The sequence below is a fragment of the Ensifer sp. SL37 genome, assembly GCF_026672675.1.
GTDB classification, from domain to species: domain Bacteria; phylum Pseudomonadota; class Alphaproteobacteria; order Rhizobiales; family Rhizobiaceae; genus Ensifer; species Ensifer adhaerens.
The window spans coordinates 4,013,681-4,031,229 of record NZ_JAPPRN010000006.1 but is presented as its reverse complement, the minus strand read 5'-3'; the positions used below and the strand labels follow the sequence as shown (position 1 = coordinate 4,031,229).

The following is a 17,549-nucleotide window of genomic DNA, read 5'->3' as shown; positions in this document are numbered from 1 at the left end:
AAGCCTTCATCTCTGTCATCGCCGGCTTCTCCTTCATCGGCATCATGCTCGGGGTGGCGACGCTGATCATCGTCATGGCCGTCATGAACGGCTTCCGCACCGAACTCATTTCCCGCATCCTCGGCATCAACGGCCACATGATCGTCCAGCCGATCGACGGTCCGCTCAACAATTATCCGGAACTGGCGACCAAATTTTCGGGCGTCAAGGGCGTCACCATGGCGATCCCGATGGTCGAAGGCCAGGTCCTGGCGCAAGGGGTCGGTGACAGCTCGACCGGTGCGCTGGTGCGCGGTATCCGCGCCGACGACTTGAGCAAGATGAAGTCGGTTTCTGACCACATCCAGTCCGGCGATCTCGTCGGCTTTGCCTCCGGCTCTGGCGTCGCCATCGGTTCGCGTATGGCCGAGCAGCTTGGCATAACGGTCGGCGGTACCATCACGCTGACCTCGCCCAACGGCGACGTGACACCGCTCGGCATGAACCCGCGTGTGAAGGCCTATACCGTCTCGGCGATCTACGAGATCGGCATGTCGGAATATGATTCAACAATCATCTTCATGCCGCTTGAAGAGGCACAGCTGTTCTTCAACGCCGAGGGACTGGTTCAGTCGATCGAGATCTTCGTCGAACATCCAGATGTCGTCGAGGAGTTGCGCCAGCCGATCGAGGATGCGGCCGGACGGCAGATCTTCATCACCGACTGGCGCGACCGCAACAAGACCTTCTTCTCCGCGCTCCAGGTGGAGCGCAACGTGATGTTCATGATCCTGACGCTGATCGTGCTGGTCGCGGCGCTCAACATCATCTCCGGCCTGATCATGCTGGTGAAGGACAAGGGCAGCGACATCGCGATCTTAAGGACCATGGGCGCGACCTCCGGCTCGGTGATGCGCATCTTCTTCATGACGGGGGCTGCAATCGGCGTTGCCGGAACGGTCGCGGGCGTGGCGCTCGGCGTCGTCGTCTGCCTCAACATCGAATCCATCCGACAGTTCTTCTCCTGGATCTCCGGAACGACGCTGTTTAGCCCAGAGCTTTATTTCCTCAGCCAGCTTCCGGCCGACATGAACGCAGACGAGACTGCACTCGTCGTCGTCATGGCGCTGACCCTTTCCTTCCTCGCCACGATCTTTCCGGCCTGGCGCGCCTCGCGCCTCGATCCGGTGCAGGCCCTGCGTTACGAATGACAAGGACATCACCTCAATGAATGCGCGCGTGGCACTGCAGCTTTCCGGCGTCGAACGACACTATGGGGAAGGCGAGACGTTCCTTTCCATCCTCAAGGGTGCTGACTTCACGCTGAGAAGCGGCGAGACTGTGGCGCTGGTCGCGCCGTCAGGGACCGGAAAATCGACGCTGCTGCATGTGGCGGGCCTGCTGGAACGCCCCGATAGCGGCGAGGTGCTGGTCAACGGGGTGTCCTGTGGCGGGCTCAACGACGATCGGCGCACGGCGATCCGTCGCAACGAAATCGGTTTCGTCTACCAGTTCCACCACCTGTTGCCTGAGTTCTCGGCACTCGAGAACATCATGATGCCGCAGTTGATCGCCGGTCTGCCCAAGGCGGAAGCCGCTGAGCGGGCTGGGGCGTTGCTCGACTATATGCGCATCGGCCACCGCGCCGATCACCGCCCGGCGGAACTTTCCGGCGGCGAGCAGCAGCGCGTTGCGATTGCGCGCGCCGTTGCCAACGCGCCACTCGTTCTCCTTGCCGACGAACCGACAGGCAATCTCGATCCGGAGACCGCCGGTTATGTCTTCGAGGCGCTGGAAGCGCTGGCACGGCAGTCGGGCCTCGCGGCATTGATCGCGACGCACAATCACGAGCTCGCCGGACTGATGGATCGGCGGGTGACGATCGAAGACGGCAGGGTCGTCGAGATGAAGTGAGTGTGCCGGAGGGCGGACGCGACGACCACTCGGACGCCGCCACGTCAGCCTGTCTTTCGCTGGCGCACCTACAGTCTCTCGACGTAAATCTAGACCGCCCTCGATGATCGTCGAAGCGGTGATCGACAAGCTGGTTGCAACGAAGTGACGAGGCGAAGGAAGGCAGGATGACCGCCGTGACCGAAGATCGGGTGCAGGCCGCGGAGCGGCCTGAAAAGTCCTCCAGCCGACCCTTTTCCGCCTTCGAGCGCATGGTGGCGTGGCGCTACCTGCGCTCTAGGCGCAAGGAAGCCTTCATCTCTGTCATCGCCGGCTTCTCCTTCATCGGCATCATGCTCGGCGTGGCGACGCTGATCATCGTCATGGCGGTGATGAACGGCTTCCGCACCGAGCTCATCTCCCGCATCCTCGGCATCAACGGCCACATGATCGTCCAGCCGATCGACGGTCCGCTCAACAACTATCCGGAACTGGCGACCAAATTTTCGGGCGTCAAGGGCGTCACCATGGCGATCCCGATGGTCGAAGGCCAGGTCCTGGCGCAAGGGGTCGGTGACAGCTCGACCGGTGCGCTGGTGCGCGGTATCCGCGCCGACGACTTGAGCAAGATGAAGTCGGTTTCTGACCACATCCAGTCCGGCGATCTCGTCGGCTTTGCCTCCGGCTCTGGCGTCGCCATCGGTTCGCGTATGGCCGAGCAGCTTGGCATAACGGTCGGCGGTACCATCACGCTGACCTCGCCCAACGGCGACGTGACACCGCTCGGCATGAACCCGCGTGTGAAGGCCTATACCGTCTCGGCGATCTACGAGATCGGCATGTCGGAATATGATTCAACAATCATCTTCATGCCGCTTGAAGAGGCACAGCTGTTCTTTAACGCCGAGGGACTGGTCCAGTCGATCGAGATCTTCGTCGAGCATCCTGATGTCGTTGAGGAGTTGCGCCAGCCGATCGAGGATGCGGCCGGACGGCAAATCTTCATCACCGACTGGCGCGACCGCAACAAGACTTTCTTCTCGACGCTCGAGGTCCAGAGCAACGTGATGTTCATGATCCTGTCGCTGATCGTGCTGGTCGCGGCACTCAACATCATCTCCGGCCTGATCATGCTGGTGAAGGACAAGGGCAGCGACATCGCGATCCTGCGGACCATGGGCGCGACCTCCGGCTCGGTGATGCGCATCTTCTTCATGACGGGGGCTGCAATCGGCGTTGCCGGAACGGTCGCGGGCGTGGCGCTCGGCGTCGTCGTCTGCCTCAACATCGAATCCATCCGACAGTTCTTCTCCTGGATCTCGGGAACGACGATATTCAGCCCTGAGCTTTATTTCCTCAACCAGCTCCCGGCCGATATGAACGCAGACGAGACCGCACTCGTCGTCGTCATGGCGCTGACCCTTTCCTTCCTCGCCACGATCTTTCCGGCCTGGCGCGCCTCGCGCCTCGATCCGGTGCAAGCCTTGCGTTACGATTGACCCCACGCTGTGACTTGCAACGTCGTTTCTTGAATGAATGCGTGCGTCTGACACAGCGATTACCAGCTTCGCCGGCCATCCGCGGCGTTTGGCGTCCAAAGCGCGCCGCGATCCTTCAGATTCGCGAACCGCTGCGCGTCACTTGCTGCGGGCCTTGCCCTCAACGCCTGATCAGACCGCCGCGATAGTCGAGCTCGTAGGCTTCCTCGCCGTCGACGAAGATGACCTCATGCCCGGAAAAATGTGCGGTGTCGCCGCGGCTGTTGTCGATGTAGTAGCCATGGGCGTGCCGGAACTCCGTGCCGCCGAGGAAATGCTGCTTGTCGCGGTACATCGCCTGAAGCGCCGCCCTGATGACGACACCTGCTTTTTCACCGTTTATGAGGTCAGGACGGATGATCCGGCCGAAGTAGTTCATCGCCCAGTGCGGCTCGTCATTCTGCCACACGGTCTCCTGGCCTGCGAAATCGGTCCCGCCGAAATAGCTGTCGAAGTAGCGCCAGCTATCCCGCTCGTAGCCGATGTCGTGGGAACCCGGGCGTGACGACGGTCGCTGCCCGCCGCCGCCGACATAGGTTTTTGATTTGGCTTCAACGATGAATTCTCTGAGTGCTTCGAGCGCGGCCATGATTGTTCCTCATACGTTCGCGCCGGAGGATGTCGCGATCCGCTGAAGCTGTAAAGAACAGATAGAGAACAATCACCCGGTTATTACAGGCCGCACGCCTTCTGCCCGCGATCGTCGCTCCAGTCCTTGAGAAGGATGAGCTCGCCTTTCGCGGTGATTGGCTTGTCGTTCGATTTGCCCTTGCCCGTCAGCACGTTGAGGTCGCATTGCGCGGTGTTGTCCGGATCGAGCGTATCGTAGGACGAGTAGGTGTAGCCCGCCACGACGAAGTCGAAGTTGCGATAGGCGACCGTCAGCTTCTGTTCCCAGCGGTCGCGCCCGATGGCATCGTTCTGACTGGTGATGAGCAACGAGCCGCTCGGCAGCGCCTCGATCGACGGCGCTTGGCCGACGAGTTCGAACTGACCCCAGACCTTGTTCGGAATGGCCGACTTTAATGCCAGCGCGCCGTTGTCGCCGGTGAGATAGAGATAGATGCCGTTGTCCTCGTCGCTGCCTTGGGCGGGGCGTACGATGAGCGCGAGATCTGGGCTCCCGTCCTTGTTCCAGTCGCCGGTCGCCGCCGAGACGATGCGGGCGGGGTCTATCGTCTCTGCTGCGGAGACGGTGGTCGGAAGCAGGATCAGCAAGGGGAGAATCAGGCGTGCAAGCATGTCGGAGCGCTCCGCGTGGTCGTTCCTCTTGATATGCGGGCGCCGCGCTTTCCTCAAGCGGCTTCGTCGTCAGTTAACCTGCATTCGGGCGCGATGTTAACCATCGTGAACAGAATGCCTGTGCACTGCTTGACACGTGAACAAAAATGGAACAAAGTAAAAACATAACGGAAAAGGAGCCATGTTATGACTGATTTTGTTCGTGACCTCGCCGCCTTCGCGTCGATGAGCCTGTTCATCGCAAGCATCTCTTTCATTGCGCTCGGCCTCTGAAGGCGGGCGTCAACATCTTCTCTCAAGCACCTCCGCAAAGCGTCTCATCCCCGTTGAATAAGGGGGACGACATGTCAGGGGAATCTGGACATGACGGGCGATAAACGGGATATCCTTCCGACTGGACAGGAATCAGGGTGCGACAATGGCAGACGACAGCAAGGCAGCATCGAGTGAGGCGCTCGGCACGGATCCGCAGTTCGTGCATCTGCGCGTCCACTCTGCCTTCTCCTTGCTCGAAGGCGCTCTGCCGCTGAAGAAGGTCATCGGCAAGGCGGTCGCCGATAACCAGCCGGCGATCGGGATCGCCGACACCAACAATCTCTTCGCAGCCCTCGAATTCTCGCAGAAGGCAGCCGGTGACGGGCTGCAGCCGATCACCGGCTGCCAGCTGTCGATCGACATGGAGGACGAGACCGAGGGGGATCGGCGCGGCCATGGGCATCAGCTCGCCAAGCTGCCGTCGATCGTGCTCATCGCCGCCACCGATGACGGCTATACGCGCCTCGTCGATCTCGTCAGCCGTGCCTATCTCAGCGGCGAGGGCAGCCAGGCGACGCGCATTACGCGCTCCTGGCTTGGCGAATGCGGCACCGAGGGCTTGATTGCGCTGACCGGCGCGTCCGGTGGCCCGGTGGATATCGCCATGAAGGCGGGCTCCACGGCGCTCGCCGAAGCGCGTCTCGAAGCCTTGCATGATCTCTTTGGCGATCGGCTCTATATCGAGCTGCAGCGCCACGGTGGCCACGACCGGCGGCACGAGAGCCGGATGATCGAGCTTGCCTACAAGTTCGACATTCCGCTTGTCGCCACCAACGAAGCCTTCTTCCCGTCGCCCTCCGACTATGAGGCGCATGACGCCCTGATGGCGGTAGCGCACAACGCCATGGTGTCGGACGACAGCCGGTTCCGCCTGACACCGGACCACTATCTGAAGAGCCGCAAAGAAATGGCCGCGCTGTTTGCCGATCTGCCCGAGGCACTGGAAAACACGATCGAGATCGCCCGGCGCTGCTCCTTCATGCTGAAGACCCGTGGGCCGATCCTGCCGCGCTTTACCGGCGCGACGGCGGATCCGGAGGAGGCCGAGCGCGCCGAGTCGGACGAACTGCGTCGCCAGGCGGAGGAGGGCCTCGAAGACCGTCTCGCGAGACTCGGTATGGCGCCCGGCTACACCCAAGAGGAATACCGCGAGCGCCTGGCCTTCGAATTGAGCGTCATCGAGCGCATGAAGTTCCCCGGCTACTTCCTGATCGTTGCCGACTTCATCAAATGGGCCAAGCAGCACGACATCCCCGTCGGGCCGGGTCGCGGCTCGGGCGCCGGCTCGCTCGTCGCCTATGCGCTGACGATCACCGACGTCGATCCGATGCGCTTCTCGCTGCTGTTCGAACGCTTCCTCAATCCCGAGCGCGTCTCGATGCCCGACTTCGACATCGACTTCTGCCAGGACCGGCGCGAAGAGGTGATCCGCTACGTGCAGCGCAAGTACGGTCGCGAACAGGTGGCGCAGATCATCACCTTCGGTTCGCTGCAGGCCCGTGCCGCCTTGCGCGACGTCGGTCGCGTGCTCGAAATGCCCTATGGTCAGGTCGACAAGATCTGCAAGCTGGTGCCCAACAACCCCGCCAACCCGACGCCGCTTTCCAAGGCGATCGAGGAGGAGCCGCGCCTGCAGGAAGAGGCCGAGAAGGAGCCGGTGGTCGCCCGCCTTCTCGATATCGCCCAGAAGATCGAAGGCCTTTACCGCCACGCCTCGACCCACGCCGCCGGTATCGTGATCGGCGACCGGCCGTTGTCGCAGCTGGTGCCGATGTATCGCGATCCGCGCTCCGACATGCCGGTCACCCAGTTCAACATGAAGTGGGTCGAGCAGGCCGGTCTCGTCAAGTTCGACTTCCTCGGCCTGAAGACGCTGACGGTGTTGAAGGTCGCGGTCGATTTCGTCAAGCAGCGCGGCATCGAGGTCGATCTCGCGAGCATCCCGCTCGATGATCTGAAGACCTACGAGATGCTGTCGCGCGGCGAAACGGTCGGCGTGTTCCAGGTGGAAAGTGCCGGTATGCGCAAGGCGCTGATCGGCATGCGGCCCGACTGCATCGAGGACATCATCGCACTCGTGGCGCTCTATCGCCCAGGCCCGATGGAGAACATCCCGGTCTATAACGCCCGTAAGCATGGCGAGGAAGAGGTCGAGTCGATCCATCCGAAGATCGACCACCTGCTCAAGGAAACGCAGGGCGTTATCGTTTACCAGGAGCAGGTGATGCAGATCGCCCAGGTGCTCTCTGGCTATTCGCTCGGCGAGGCCGACCTTCTGCGCCGCGCCATGGGTAAGAAGATCAAGGAGGAGATGGACAAGCAGCGCGCCCGTTTCGTCGACGGCGCCGTCAAGAACGAGGTGTCGAAGCCGCAGGCCGACCTCATTTTCGACCTGCTCGCCAAGTTCGCCAACTACGGCTTCAACAAGTCGCACGCGGCAGCCTACGCCATCGTGTCCTATCAGACCGCCTACATGAAGGCGCACTATCCGGTGGAGTTCCTGGCGGCGTCGATGACGCTCGACATGTCCAACACCGAAAAGGTCAACGACTTCCGCCAGGATGCCAAGCGTCTGGGCATCGAGGTGATCGCCCCGTCGGTACAGACCTCGTTCCGGCACTTCCAGACGGGCGAAAGCCGCATCTATTACTCGCTTGCAGCGATCAAGGGCGTCGGCGAGTCAGCGGTCGAGCACATCGTCGAGGTTCGAGGCGACAAGGCCTTCGCAAGCCTCGAAGACTTCTGCCTCCGGATCGACCCCAAGCTGCTCAACCGTCGCGTTTTTGAAAGCCTGATTGCCGCCGGCGCCTTCGATTGCTTCGGCTACGACCGGGCGGAGCTGGTCGGCGGGCTCGATCGTATTCTCGGGTTTGCCCAGCGGGCTCAGGAAAACAAGACGAGCGGGCAGAGCGACATGTTCGGCGCAGGGGCGGCCACCGGGCCGGAGCGCATTGCGCTTCCGACCTACACGCCGTGGCTTGCCTCGGAAAAGCTGCACCGTGAGTTCCAGGTTCTGGGCTTCTATCTGTCTGCCCATCCGCTCGACACCTACAATGCGCTGCTCGCCAAGATGCGCGTGCAGACCTTCGGCGAATTCGCCGGCGCTGTGAAGAAGGGGGCGACGGCCGGAAGGCTCGCCGGAACCGTAACCTCGAAGCAGGAGCGCAAGACGCGCACCGGCAACAAGATGGGAATCATCGCCTTCTCGGATTCCTCCGGCCAGTTCGAGGCGGTACTGTTCTCCGAGATGCTGCACCAGTATCGAGACCTGCTCGAGCCCGGCAAGTCGCTGGTCATGACCGTGGCGGCGGAAGAGCGGCCGGAAGGCATCGGCCTGCGCATCCAGACGCTGCGGTCGCTCGAAGAAGAATCGCTGCAACTGCAGAAGGCGCTGCGCGTCTATGTGCGCGATTCCGGGCCGCTGAAGTCGATCGCCTCGCACCTCAACACGAAGGGCGACGGGCTCGTCTCCTTCGTCGTCATCAAGGACAATGGCCAGCGCGAGATCGAGGTTGAACTGAACGAGAAGTTCCGGATTTCGCCGGAGATCGCTGCAGCATTGCGCTCGGCGCCGGGCGTCATCGACGTCGAACTGGTGTAATCCGAGGCGGGGCTCCGCTGAATTGCAGTGGAGCGGCGATTGAGCCGGCTTGGAACCTATCGACCCGCGGCGGGACGCTCGCCGGGTGCTTGTCTGCCGGTCTCGCAGATCAGTCGCCGGGACGTGTCCGAGTAATGGTGATGAAGTCGGTGCCCTGACCGGTCTCCAACCCGCTTTCCACATCGGCAATCGAGAGCGATGAGCCCTCGGCGAGCAACGCTTCCACGCGCCTGCGCACATCGTCGGAGATCGTCATGCGCGCCAGCGTGCGCTGGATGCCGTTATAGGCGAAGGGATCGGCCTCCGTGGAGATGCCGAGCCGCTTCTTCGTCGAGGCGGGCAGGTGGTTCTCGAGCGAGACGCCGAACCATTTGCCTTCGGCACCTTCTTCTTCATTGTGCCGGAACTGGAGGAAATGCGTTCCGAGCGCCTCTTCCGGCTTGTCGATCGTAAGCCCGGCTTCAAAGAGCGGCTTGAACCCTTGTCGCACGAGGATCTTGCCGTTTTGCGGCGGCGTACGGCCGGCCTTGCGCAGGAGCCTGTCGGTCAGGTCCGGTGTCAGCTTGCCGTCGCCGTCGATGCCTTCGCTTGCCTGGAAGGCACGCAGGGCCGCAATCGTCGCCGGCCCGGCATGGCCGTCGATCGCGCCCGGCGCGTAGCCGAGGAAATCCAGGGACGTCTGAACCTCGCGCATGGTGTCGCGGGTATCGCTGCGGGTGATCAGGATACGGATCAGCTCCTCGGTGGATCGCGCCGAATTGGCGCCGCCGGGCGGCTCCCGCATCGCCACTTCCACCGGCGCATCGCCGGCCTGGCTGATCGCCGGTCTGAGCGGCACGTCGGAAAGCGGCGGCTGGAGATCGATCGGGGCCGGGCGGAAGAGTAGGGCGCTCTTGACCTCCAAGGGCGTTATCTGCCGGTCGGAGATCAACACGTGCACGCCGCGCTCGGTCAACTTGTAGAGCGAGGCAGCAAATTCACTCGGCAACCGCACGCAGCCATGGGACGCCGGATAGTCCGGCACATGGTTGGAGCCATGCAGAGCAATGCCCGACCAGGTGAGCCGCTGCATGAACGGCATCGGCGCGTTCGAATAGATGTTCGACTTGTGATGACGCCGCTTTTCCAGGATAGAAAAGATGCCCGATGGCGTCGTGTGGCCCGCCTTGCCGGTCGAGACCGGTGATGTCGCAATGACAGCGTCGCCGTCATAGACGACGAGCGATTGCTGATCTTTCGAGACGATGATCTGCAGCGGCCCGCGACTGCCTGCAAAGCCGGTAGCCGGCGACCAAAGCAGTGCGACGACGCTGGCGGTGAGAGCGAAACGCGATACCATACACTCAACCCAACACGTGACTTGGCGAACAAACCTAGCCTTCAATCTTTAAGGAATTCATCCTGCTGTGTGGGCTGTCGATCAAGGTTGCGTGATCGCTTTGCGAAGCGTGCCTGCTCGGGCAAGCACGCTTGCGGTCTCACGGATCGCGTTTTCTGGTGCCGAAAGTGTAGCCGGTTTCGACGCTCGCCTTGCCGAATTTGTCGCGCAGCTTGTTGATCGCGTCCTCGGCCGCAGCGCGCCTGGTGGCCGCGGGATCGACGAGATCGGGCGGATCGGCGAGATCCGGGGCGGAGAGATCGCTGACGCCGATGCCGATCAGCCGATACTTCGTTCCGTCCGCCTCTTTTTCGAGAAGTTGCAGGCCGATGCGGAAAATGCGGTCGGCAAGGCGGGTAGGGCTATCCAGGCGCCGGTTGCGGGTGCGGATCTTGAAGTCGGCGGTTTTGAGCTTGAGAACGACCGTCTGGCCGGCGAGTTCTGACTTTCGCAGCCGGTGGGCCACTTGCTCGCTGAGGCGCCGCAGATGCGTGACCAGGTCGTCATAGCGCGCGATATCCTCGTTGAACGTCGTCTCTGCGGAAACGCTCTTGGCTTCGCCGTCGATTTCGACCGCTCTTTCGTCGAGCCCGCGCGATAGGCGAAAGAGCCGCTGCCCCATGGTGCCATAGCGCCGCATCAGGTCGCCTTCCTCCATGGTCTGCAATTGCCCGATCGTGCGCACGCCGTCACGCTCCAGCGTGGCGGCAAAGGCCTTGCCGACGCCCCAGATCAGGGTCACCGGCTTCTCGCGCAGGAACTCCAGCGCCTCGGCTTGGCCGATGACGGAAAAGCCGCGCGGCTTTTGAAGGTCGGACGCCACCTTGGCGAGAAACTTGCAATAGGAGAGGCCGACCGAGACGGTGATGCCGACTTCCTGCTCGATCCGGCGGGCGAGCCGCGCAAGCGTGCGTGCCGGTGGATCGTGGTGCAGTCGCTCCGTGCCGCTGAGTTCGAGGAAGGCTTCGTCGATCGACAGCGGCTGCACCAGCGGGGTCAGTTCCTGCATCAGCGTGCGTACCTCGCGGCCGACGCGGGCGTATTTCTCCATATTGGGCTTGATGACGATGGCCTGGGGGCAGGCTTCCAGCGCCTTGAACATCGGCATGGCCGAGCGCACGCCGTGAATGCGGGCGACGTAGCAGGCGGTGGAGACCACGCCGCGCTTGCCGCCGCCGATAATCACCGGCTTGTCGGCAAGCTCCGGGTTGTCGCGCTTCTCGATCGAGGCATAGAAGGCGTCGCAGTCGATGTGCGCCAGCGTCAGGTCATGGAGCTCCGCATGCCGCAGAATGCGCGGGCTGCCGCAGGCAAGGCAGCGCCGCACCGACGCCGCCTGTTCCTTGAGGCAGTCGCGGCAGAAGCCTGGAGAGTGAGCAGCGCTGTCGGGCATATCGGGAACAAATATTGAACATTGCGACCTTAAGCTCTACTCTAGCGAGTCTCAAGGAGGCGCGATTGGAAATCACAATGCAATTGTCGCCGTTGAAAAGGATCACCGGGCGCGTCTTGCGCAGCACCGGCGCGGCTGAATTTGCGCCGACGGGCAGCCGATCCGGGCTAGCCGCGGAAGTGCGCGCGAATGGCTGCGGCTGCCTCCGGCCAGTCTGCGACGGCGCGGATGTCGGCGTCGAGCTTCGGCGCGAGCGCCTTGAACTCCGAGTCGGCCATGAGGTTTATCGGCAGGCAGGTCGGCGCGTGATCCTTCACCGATCGCAGGTTGCGAAGCATGTCGTCGATGAAGACGAGGGGGACGGTGCGGCTGCCGTGAAGTTTTTGGACGATCGGCCCCTTCGGCTCTTCGGACGCAAGCAGCGGATAGGGCAGGCCGAGCCGGTCAAGAAGAGCGCGACGAACCGCGGCGTGCTGCGGCGGCATCGCAGTCAGAAAGACGATATCGGCTTCCTCCGACAATGCGGCCAGGGTCTCGACGACCTTGGCGGCGGGCGTTTGCCAACGATCCTGCGAGCCGTAGAAGGTGTCGAGCAGGATCTTGACCTCTGGCTCCGTCACCGGCTGCTCGTCCGCGTGGGTGATGATGTTGCCGGTCAGGCGAAACGATCGGGGCAGGAGGACATGGCCGCAGCTCCCAAGGAACGCTTTGAACGGATTGATGAATTCAAGCACGACATCGTCGATGTCGCTGACGATCAGCGGGCGGTTTCCAAGCGTGATGCTGTGAACTGTCGGCGCGTTTGCCACCCTCAATCCTCGAAGCCTGCGTGGCCGGAAAGTGCCATATGGGCGCGCACGACGTCTTCAGGCGCCGTACCGGTCGCCGTGCAGAATGCCATCAGGGTCGGCTCATGGTCCATCAGAAAGGCGACGAGCCCGCCCATGAAGCCGGGTTCGGCAATCGCGTTGCGCAACGCCGTTGGGTCCGTGCCGGTCAGCGCCAGAAAGCGGGACAGAAGCTCAGGCTCGCCGGCAAGCCAGGAGAGAATGTCGATGGCGATTTCGTCGGCGCTCTTCAATGGTTTGTCCCCGTATGGTTTTTACGTGCGGAGTTACCTATTTTTCAACCAAATAGGCCTATCTCTGACGTTGAGGAAATGGGTCGAGTCGTCGGCTCCGCACGTTAATTGTCCTGAGGAGACTTGCAAGGTGACGATGGACAGCAAGGGATCGACATGCCCAAACAGGTGATGATTGTTGAGGACAACGAGCTGAACATGAAGCTCTTCCGCGACCTGATTGAGGCCTCCGGCTATGCGACGATCCAGACTCGCAACGGCATGGAGGCGCTCGAGCTCGCGCGCAAGCATCGGCCCGATCTCATTCTCATGGACATTCAGCTGCCGGAGGTTTCCGGTCTGGAAGTGACGAAGTGGTTGAAGGAAGACGATGAGCTACACGTCATCCCGGTCATCGCCGTGACCGCCTTTGCGATGAAGGGCGACGAGGAGCGGATCCGCCAGGGCGGGTGCGAAGCCTATGTCTCCAAGCCGATCTCCGTACCGAAGTTCATTGAGACGATCAAAACCTACCTGGGCGATGCCTGAGCGGCGGGAAAATTGATATGACTGCGCGTATTCTTGTTGTCGATGACGTTCCGGCCAATGTTAAGCTGCTCGAAGCCCGGTTGCTTGCCGAGTACTTCGACGTGCTGACGGCCAATGACGGTTATGCCGCCCTGGCGCTCTGCGAAAAGACGCCCATCGACCTGGTGCTGCTCGATATCATGATGCCCGGTCTCGATGGTTTCGAAGTCTGCGAGCGGCTGAAGGCGAACCCGAAGACGGCACATATCCCGGTTGTCATGGTCACCGCGCTTGACCAGCCTTCTGATCGCGTGCGAGGCCTGAAGGCCGGCGCCGACGATTTCCTGACGAAGCCCGTCAACGATCTGCAGCTGATGTCGCGGGTGAAGAGCTTGGTGCGGCTGAAGAACGTCAGCGATGAGCTGCGCCTGCGGGCCCAGACGGCGCAGACGATCGGGCTTGAAGATGTTGGCCGGGCGGACCGGCCTGACGAGCCCGGCAACGTCCTGCTCGTCGATGGCCGCGGCTCGTCGCAGGAGCGGCTGCAGCGCGCCCTCAAGCCGATTGCCGAGGTCTCGGTCATCTCCGATCCGCAGGCGGCATTGTTCGAGGCGGCGGAGAACAATTTCGACCTCGTCATCGTCAATGCGAATTTCGACGACTACGATCCGTTGCGGCTCTGCTCGCAGTTGCGTTCGCTGGAGCGCACCCGTTTCATCCCTATCCTGCTGATCGCCGAGCAGGGCAGCGACGAGTTGGTCGTCCGCGCGCTCGATCTGGGCGTGACGGACTATCTGATGCGGCCGGTCGATCCCAATGAACTGATTGCCCGGTCGATGACCCAGATCCGGCGCAAGCACTGCAATGACAGGCTGCGGTCGAGCGTGCAGCAAACCATCGAGCTTGCCGTCACCGACGGCCTCACCGGGCTGCATAACCGGCGCTATTTCGACACGCACCTGAAACTGCTGATGGATCGGGCTGCTGCGCGCGGTCGGCCGCTGTCCATCTGCATGACCGATATCGACCGCTTCAAGCAGGTTAACGACACCTACGGCCATGACGTTGGCGACGAAGTCTTGCGGGAATTCGCCAATCGCATCCGCACGACGGTGCGGGGTGCCGACCTTGCCTGCCGGTTCGGCGGTGAAGAGTTCATCGTGGTGATGCCGGATACGTCAGCCGAAATGGCGGCCGGTGTCGCCGAGCGTCTGCGCACGATCATCGAAAGCCTGCCATTTGCGATCCCGCAGGCGGACGGCCCCCTGAAGGTCACCGCGTCCATGGGGATTGCCACGCTCAGGCCCGGCAGCGACACGGCCGAAGCGCTGCTGAAGCGCGCCGATACGGCGCTCTATCAGGCCAAGCACGAAGGCCGAAATCGGGTGGTGGCAGCCGCCGCCTGAGCCGCGCCTCCTGCGTTTCTGGCCTCAAAGCACCCCAGGGAATTTCTTTGCCCGCCTCTTGCGGCCTGCATTCAAAGTTGTATTCTCGCGTCACCTGTTGCTACCGGGGAGTTTGGGTGGCAGCAGAGATCATGCAGTGTGCCTGTCCAGGTCTGATACAGAATTAACCATGCGCCGAGCGGCACCGCTCCGCGCATTAAGAATTCGTTGATTTTTTTTTATTTTCAGGTGATGCTCATGAAAGAGGGGGCATCCAGCCTTCTGCGATATTCGTTACCCCATGATGCTCAGGTCCGCCGCATCTCCTGGGTCGTGGGGTCGGTCGGTTGGCTTTTGGCGTCCGCGGAATCCTCGTGCCGCAGTCAGAGGCCAGCCGACCCCCTTTCCGACACGCCGTCCCGCCTTCGGGGCGGCGTTTTGATTCTGGGGGAAGAGCAGGGGCGGGCGAGCCGTTTCCTCCCCCTGGCGTGGAACCCGTTTCACTCAGCGCCTACGCTAGATGCTCAAGGCATTGGCCTAAAAAGGAAAGGGCGCCTGACCTTGCGGTCGGCGCCCTTCAATTCCCGAAAACCGGCGATCTTACTTGATCTTGGTTTCCTTGAATTCGACGTGCTTCTTGACGACCGGGTCGTACTTGGTCTTCGTCATCTTTTCCGTCATCGTACGGCTGTTCTTGGTCGTGACGTAGAAGAAACCCGTGTCGGCTGTCGAAAGCAGCTTGATCTTGATGGTGGTGGCTTTTGCCATGGTCGTCCTGCCTTTGTAACAATGAAAGCCGTGGACAACCGGTTGCGGGCCACGGGCAAGGTTGGCGCGAAACTACAAATCGCGGCCGAAAAGTCAAGACCGTTTTGGTTTCAAAACGATCCTGACCACCGAAAGCGCGACATAGAGACCGAAAAAGCCGGCGATCGCCCAGGCAAAACCGTTGTTGCCGGTGGCGTCCATTGCCGCGCCGATCGCCTGCGGTCCAGCGACGGTACCGACGGCGTAGGAAAACACGAAGGCCGCGTTGGCGGCGGCGAGATCCGCGCCCTGAAGCCGTGAGCCCAGGTGGCTGAGGCCGACCGTGTAGAGGCCGGAGACACAGCCGCCCCAGAACAACAGCACGATTGCCATCAGGAACCAGCTCTCGACCAACAGCGGCAGGAACAGCGCGCCGATAAGACCGATCAGCGTCATTGCCGAGAGCAGTGTGCGCCGGTCTTTGACCCTGTCGGAGAGCATGCCGACCGGGATCTGGAAGATGAAATTGCCGACCCCCATGACCGTTAGCAGAAGCGCTGCCTGCGATTCGCTGAAACCGGACCGCGTCCCGAAGATGAGGAACAGCGAGAGACCGCCTGATTCGACCGCGCCGAATATGAAGACGGCAGCCGTTGCCGTGGGCACGAGGAAGACGTAGCGCAGGAAATGCCGCTCGGGCTTCTCGTCGATGACGGGGCTTTCGTCGCGCGCGAGGAAAATCGGCACGGATGCCAAGAGGATGACGCCGGCGCCGACGAGGAAGGGCAGCAGGCCTTCGCTGCCGAGGATCGAAAACAGCAGCGGGCCGGTCAGGAACCCAAGCGACAGGAATGTGCCGTAGATCCCCAGCACGAAACCGCGCTTGCTCGGCGGGGCCGTCGCGTTGATCCAGAACTCGGAAAGAATGAAGAGGACGGTGATCGCCCCGTGGAAGACGATTCGGAGCGGGAACCAGAGCCAGAAATTGGTGATGTAATAGAAGCCGAGCGCGCTGGTGGCCGCGATCAGCACGGCCCAGAGCATCGTTGGCGCTACGCCATGCCGGTGGGCGAACTTCGTCGTGAAGGGGGCAGCCACCATCGATGCCAGGCCCGCCATGGCGGAATTCAAGCCGATGAGGGTCGAGGAAATTCCGCGCTTCTCCATGATGATGGATAGCAGCGGCAGGCCGAGGCCGATGGCGATGCCGACCGCGCTGATGGCAGCAACGGCCGCGATCAGCGACCGCCAGTGAATTTCCTCAACCGGTGCAGCCGTACCGGGCGATGGCTGTGACATCTGACGCGGATCCTTAGAGCAATGTGCGCACGAAGCGCCCATGGCGCGAGGTATAGAGTGGAACCGGTCGTTCGCAGGGCAGCGAAGGATCGGCGTCCAGTCCGTTCCTGAGGTCCGCGAGGATGACCGCGGTGATGTCAGGTATCCGTAGCGACGGAGTAACGTTCACATCGATCCACTGCAAATCCTGAAGCTCCCGACTGTCCAGGAACCGCGTGGGATCGATTTCGGCCTCGTCGGCGAACACGGCGAAGAAGCGCGTATCGAACCGCCTCGTGTTGCCTGGAGGGGTGATGGCCCGAGCCATATAGCGCAACTTTGCAAGATCGGGAAGAAAGGGAACGGGAGCTTCGGCCGAAGGAAGCGGCGCGCCTATGGCGATGCCGGCTTCCTCGTAAAGTTCACGCAGGGCGGCAAGCGCGAGCGCGCGCGCCCGGGCATCCGACAGTCCGCGCGCGCCGGCCACCTTCAGCGTTCGCAGGACGGAGGGATGGAGATCGGAGCCGAAGCCAATTCGATGATCGCCGGTATCGCGGCGTCCGCCGGGGAACACATAGAGATCCGGCATGAAGGCGTGCGCACTGTGGCGCCGCCCCATAAGCACACGCACGCGGCCGCCAACTCGATCGAGCAGCATGATCGAAGCGGCATCCCGGGGCCGCATGATCGCGGGACGCGGAGGCTTGGGCTCGTTGCCCGTCTCCCGCGCCGGCCTCATGCCCGTTCGTCTCTCGGGGGCAGCACGTCCTCAGGCGCATCTTCGTGTCCGCCGAAGCCATGCATCTTCAGCGCCCATTGCAGGCCGATGACGGCGCCTTTTACAGGCTGCAGCAGCGCCAGCGAGCTGATGACGGTGATCGGTGCCCAGATAGCGAGATGCTGCCAGCTGTTAAGCGGAAGGATGAGGTCGGTCGCCATGTAGCCGGCAAGCACGAGGTGGCCGACGATCGTGACGACGATATAGGGCGGGAAATCGTCGGCGCGGTGGTGGTCCATGCGCTCGCCGCAGGCCGCGCACGTCTCAACCGACTTGAGGTAGCTGCGAAACAGCTTGCCGCTGCCGCACGCTGGACAGCGGCCGAGAAAGCCGCGCTTCATCGAAAGACCAACGGAGCGCTCGTCGCTTTTGGACCCGCCCAGATGAAGTGTTTCGCCTGACGCCGCTTTCATGTGCATTCCTCTGTCCTATCG

Annotated in this window: 16 protein-coding genes; 6 read left to right on the top strand and 10 right to left on the bottom strand. The window is 62.2% G+C overall.

Annotated features, from left to right (window positions below):
• From OVA00_RS31885 to OVA00_RS31875, 3 genes are all read left to right on the top strand, one after another.
• Positions 1-1,190, top strand: a 1,190-nt coding sequence (locus OVA00_RS31885) for a lipoprotein-releasing ABC transporter permease subunit (RefSeq protein WP_268090323.1), incomplete at its 5' end; no start/stop codon positions are given.
• A gap of 16 nt (positions 1,191-1,206) precedes the next feature.
• Positions 1,207-1,893 carry an ABC transporter ATP-binding protein gene (locus tag OVA00_RS31880; RefSeq protein WP_268090322.1) on the top strand — a complete coding sequence of 229 codons (687 nt, stop codon included), beginning with the start codon at positions 1,207-1,209 and terminating at the stop codon, positions 1,891-1,893.
• 167 nt (positions 1,894-2,060) lie between these two features.
• Positions 2,061-3,371, top strand: coding sequence for a lipoprotein-releasing ABC transporter permease subunit (locus tag OVA00_RS31875; protein ID WP_268090321.1), 1,311 nt, complete (start codon positions 2,061-2,063; stop codon positions 3,369-3,371).
• Positions 3,372-3,531: 160 nt separating this feature from the next.
• Here the strand turns inward: OVA00_RS31875 and OVA00_RS31870 are convergent, their stop codons facing one another.
• Positions 3,532-3,999 carry a DUF5680 domain-containing protein gene (locus OVA00_RS31870; RefSeq protein WP_268090320.1) on the bottom strand — a complete coding sequence of 156 codons (468 nt, stop codon included), beginning with the start codon at positions 3,997-3,999 and terminating at the stop codon, positions 3,532-3,534.
• An 83-nt stretch (positions 4,000-4,082) separates the two neighbouring features.
• The gene (locus tag OVA00_RS31865) at positions 4,083-4,652 is read right to left on the bottom strand and encodes a hypothetical protein (protein WP_268090319.1); all 570 of its coding nucleotides are present in this window, start codon (positions 4,650-4,652) and stop codon (positions 4,083-4,085) included.
• Between the two features lie 418 nt (positions 4,653-5,070).
• Here OVA00_RS31865 and dnaE point away from each other — a divergent pair, with 418 nt between their 5' ends.
• A complete protein-coding gene (gene dnaE / locus OVA00_RS31860; protein WP_268090318.1) occupies positions 5,071-8,568 on the top strand; it encodes a DNA polymerase III subunit alpha in 3,498 nt (1,165 codons plus the stop codon).
• Between the two features lie 109 nt (positions 8,569-8,677).
• Here dnaE and OVA00_RS31855 read toward each other — a convergent pair whose 3' ends face one another.
• The 4 genes from OVA00_RS31855 to OVA00_RS31840 form a co-directional block, all read right to left on the bottom strand.
• Complete coding sequence (locus tag OVA00_RS31855) at positions 8,678-9,907, bottom strand: L,D-transpeptidase family protein (RefSeq protein WP_268090317.1); 1,230 nt, start codon at positions 9,905-9,907, stop codon at positions 8,678-8,680.
• Between the two features lie 139 nt (positions 9,908-10,046).
• A complete protein-coding gene (locus OVA00_RS31850) occupies positions 10,047-11,339 on the bottom strand; it encodes a DNA polymerase IV (protein WP_268090316.1) in 1,293 nt (430 codons plus the stop codon).
• Positions 11,340-11,506: 167 nt separating this feature from the next.
• Positions 11,507-12,148, bottom strand: a complete 642-nt coding sequence (locus OVA00_RS31845) for a hypothetical protein (protein ID WP_113080908.1) — start codon at positions 12,146-12,148, stop codon at positions 11,507-11,509.
• Between the two features lie 2 nt (positions 12,149-12,150).
• On the bottom strand, positions 12,151-12,420 hold the full coding sequence (locus OVA00_RS31840) for a DUF3572 domain-containing protein (protein WP_034795349.1): 270 nt from the start codon (positions 12,418-12,420) through the stop codon (positions 12,151-12,153).
• A 156-nt stretch (positions 12,421-12,576) separates the two neighbouring features.
• Here OVA00_RS31840 and OVA00_RS31835 point away from each other — a divergent pair, with 156 nt between their 5' ends.
• Together OVA00_RS31835 and OVA00_RS31830 are read left to right on the top strand one after the other, a co-directional pair.
• Complete coding sequence (locus tag OVA00_RS31835; protein ID WP_003537642.1) at positions 12,577-12,948, top strand: response regulator; 372 nt, start codon at positions 12,577-12,579, stop codon at positions 12,946-12,948.
• A gap of 17 nt (positions 12,949-12,965) precedes the next feature.
• Positions 12,966-14,333 (top strand): PleD family two-component system response regulator, encoded by a 1,368-nt coding sequence (locus OVA00_RS31830; RefSeq protein WP_060606566.1) that lies wholly within the window; start codon positions 12,966-12,968, stop codon positions 14,331-14,333.
• 579 nt (positions 14,334-14,912) lie between these two features.
• Here the strand turns inward: OVA00_RS31830 and rpmG are convergent.
• The 4 genes from rpmG to OVA00_RS31810 form a co-directional block, all read right to left on the bottom strand.
• Positions 14,913-15,080, bottom strand: a complete 168-nt coding sequence (gene rpmG, locus OVA00_RS31825; RefSeq protein WP_034795357.1) for a 50S ribosomal protein L33 — start codon at positions 15,078-15,080, stop codon at positions 14,913-14,915.
• 93 nt (positions 15,081-15,173) lie between these two features.
• Entirely contained in the window at positions 15,174-16,358 is a 1,185-nt protein-coding gene (locus tag OVA00_RS31820) for an MFS transporter (RefSeq protein ID WP_034795359.1), read from the bottom strand.
• A gap of 13 nt (positions 16,359-16,371) precedes the next feature.
• A complete protein-coding gene (locus tag OVA00_RS31815; RefSeq protein WP_442780566.1) occupies positions 16,372-17,076 on the bottom strand; it encodes an NUDIX hydrolase in 705 nt (234 codons plus the stop codon).
• Entirely contained in the window at positions 17,073-17,528 is a 456-nt protein-coding gene (locus OVA00_RS31810; protein WP_034795645.1) for a DUF983 domain-containing protein, read from the bottom strand. Before OVA00_RS31810 ends, OVA00_RS31815 begins: the two co-directional genes overlap by 4 nt.
• Between the last annotated feature and the right edge of the window lie 21 nt (positions 17,529-17,549).

Excerpts from the sequence above, each read along its gene's own strand:
- OVA00_RS31855 (WP_268090317.1), bottom strand. The coding sequence starts at position 9,907 with ATGGTATCGCGTTTCGCTCTCACCGCCAGCGTCGTCGCACTGCTTTGG.
- OVA00_RS31880 (WP_268090322.1), top strand. The coding sequence starts at position 1,207 with ATGAATGCGCGCGTGGCACTGCAGCTTTCCGGCGTCGAACGACACTAT.
- OVA00_RS31810 (WP_034795645.1), bottom strand. The coding sequence starts at position 17,528 with ATGAAAGCGGCGTCAGGCGAAACACTTCATCTGGGCGGGTCCAAAAGC.
- OVA00_RS31850 (WP_268090316.1), bottom strand. The coding sequence starts at position 11,339 with ATGCCCGACAGCGCTGCTCACTCTCCAGGCTTCTGCCGCGACTGCCTC.
- OVA00_RS31875 (WP_268090321.1), top strand. The coding sequence starts at position 2,061 with ATGACCGCCGTGACCGAAGATCGGGTGCAGGCCGCGGAGCGGCCTGAA.
- dnaE (WP_268090318.1), top strand. The coding sequence starts at position 5,071 with ATGGCAGACGACAGCAAGGCAGCATCGAGTGAGGCGCTCGGCACGGAT.
- OVA00_RS31870 (WP_268090320.1), bottom strand. The coding sequence starts at position 3,999 with ATGGCCGCGCTCGAAGCACTCAGAGAATTCATCGTTGAAGCCAAATCA.
- OVA00_RS31820 (WP_034795359.1), bottom strand. The coding sequence starts at position 16,358 with ATGTCACAGCCATCGCCCGGTACGGCTGCACCGGTTGAGGAAATTCAC.
- OVA00_RS31865 (WP_268090319.1), bottom strand. The coding sequence starts at position 4,652 with ATGCTTGCACGCCTGATTCTCCCCTTGCTGATCCTGCTTCCGACCACC.
- OVA00_RS31830 (WP_060606566.1), top strand. The coding sequence starts at position 12,966 with ATGACTGCGCGTATTCTTGTTGTCGATGACGTTCCGGCCAATGTTAAG.
- rpmG (WP_034795357.1), bottom strand. The coding sequence starts at position 15,080 with ATGGCAAAAGCCACCACCATCAAGATCAAGCTGCTTTCGACAGCCGAC.
- OVA00_RS31815 (WP_442780566.1), bottom strand. The coding sequence starts at position 17,076 with ATGAGGCCGGCGCGGGAGACGGGCAACGAGCCCAAGCCTCCGCGTCCC.
- OVA00_RS31835 (WP_003537642.1), top strand. The coding sequence starts at position 12,577 with ATGCCCAAACAGGTGATGATTGTTGAGGACAACGAGCTGAACATGAAG.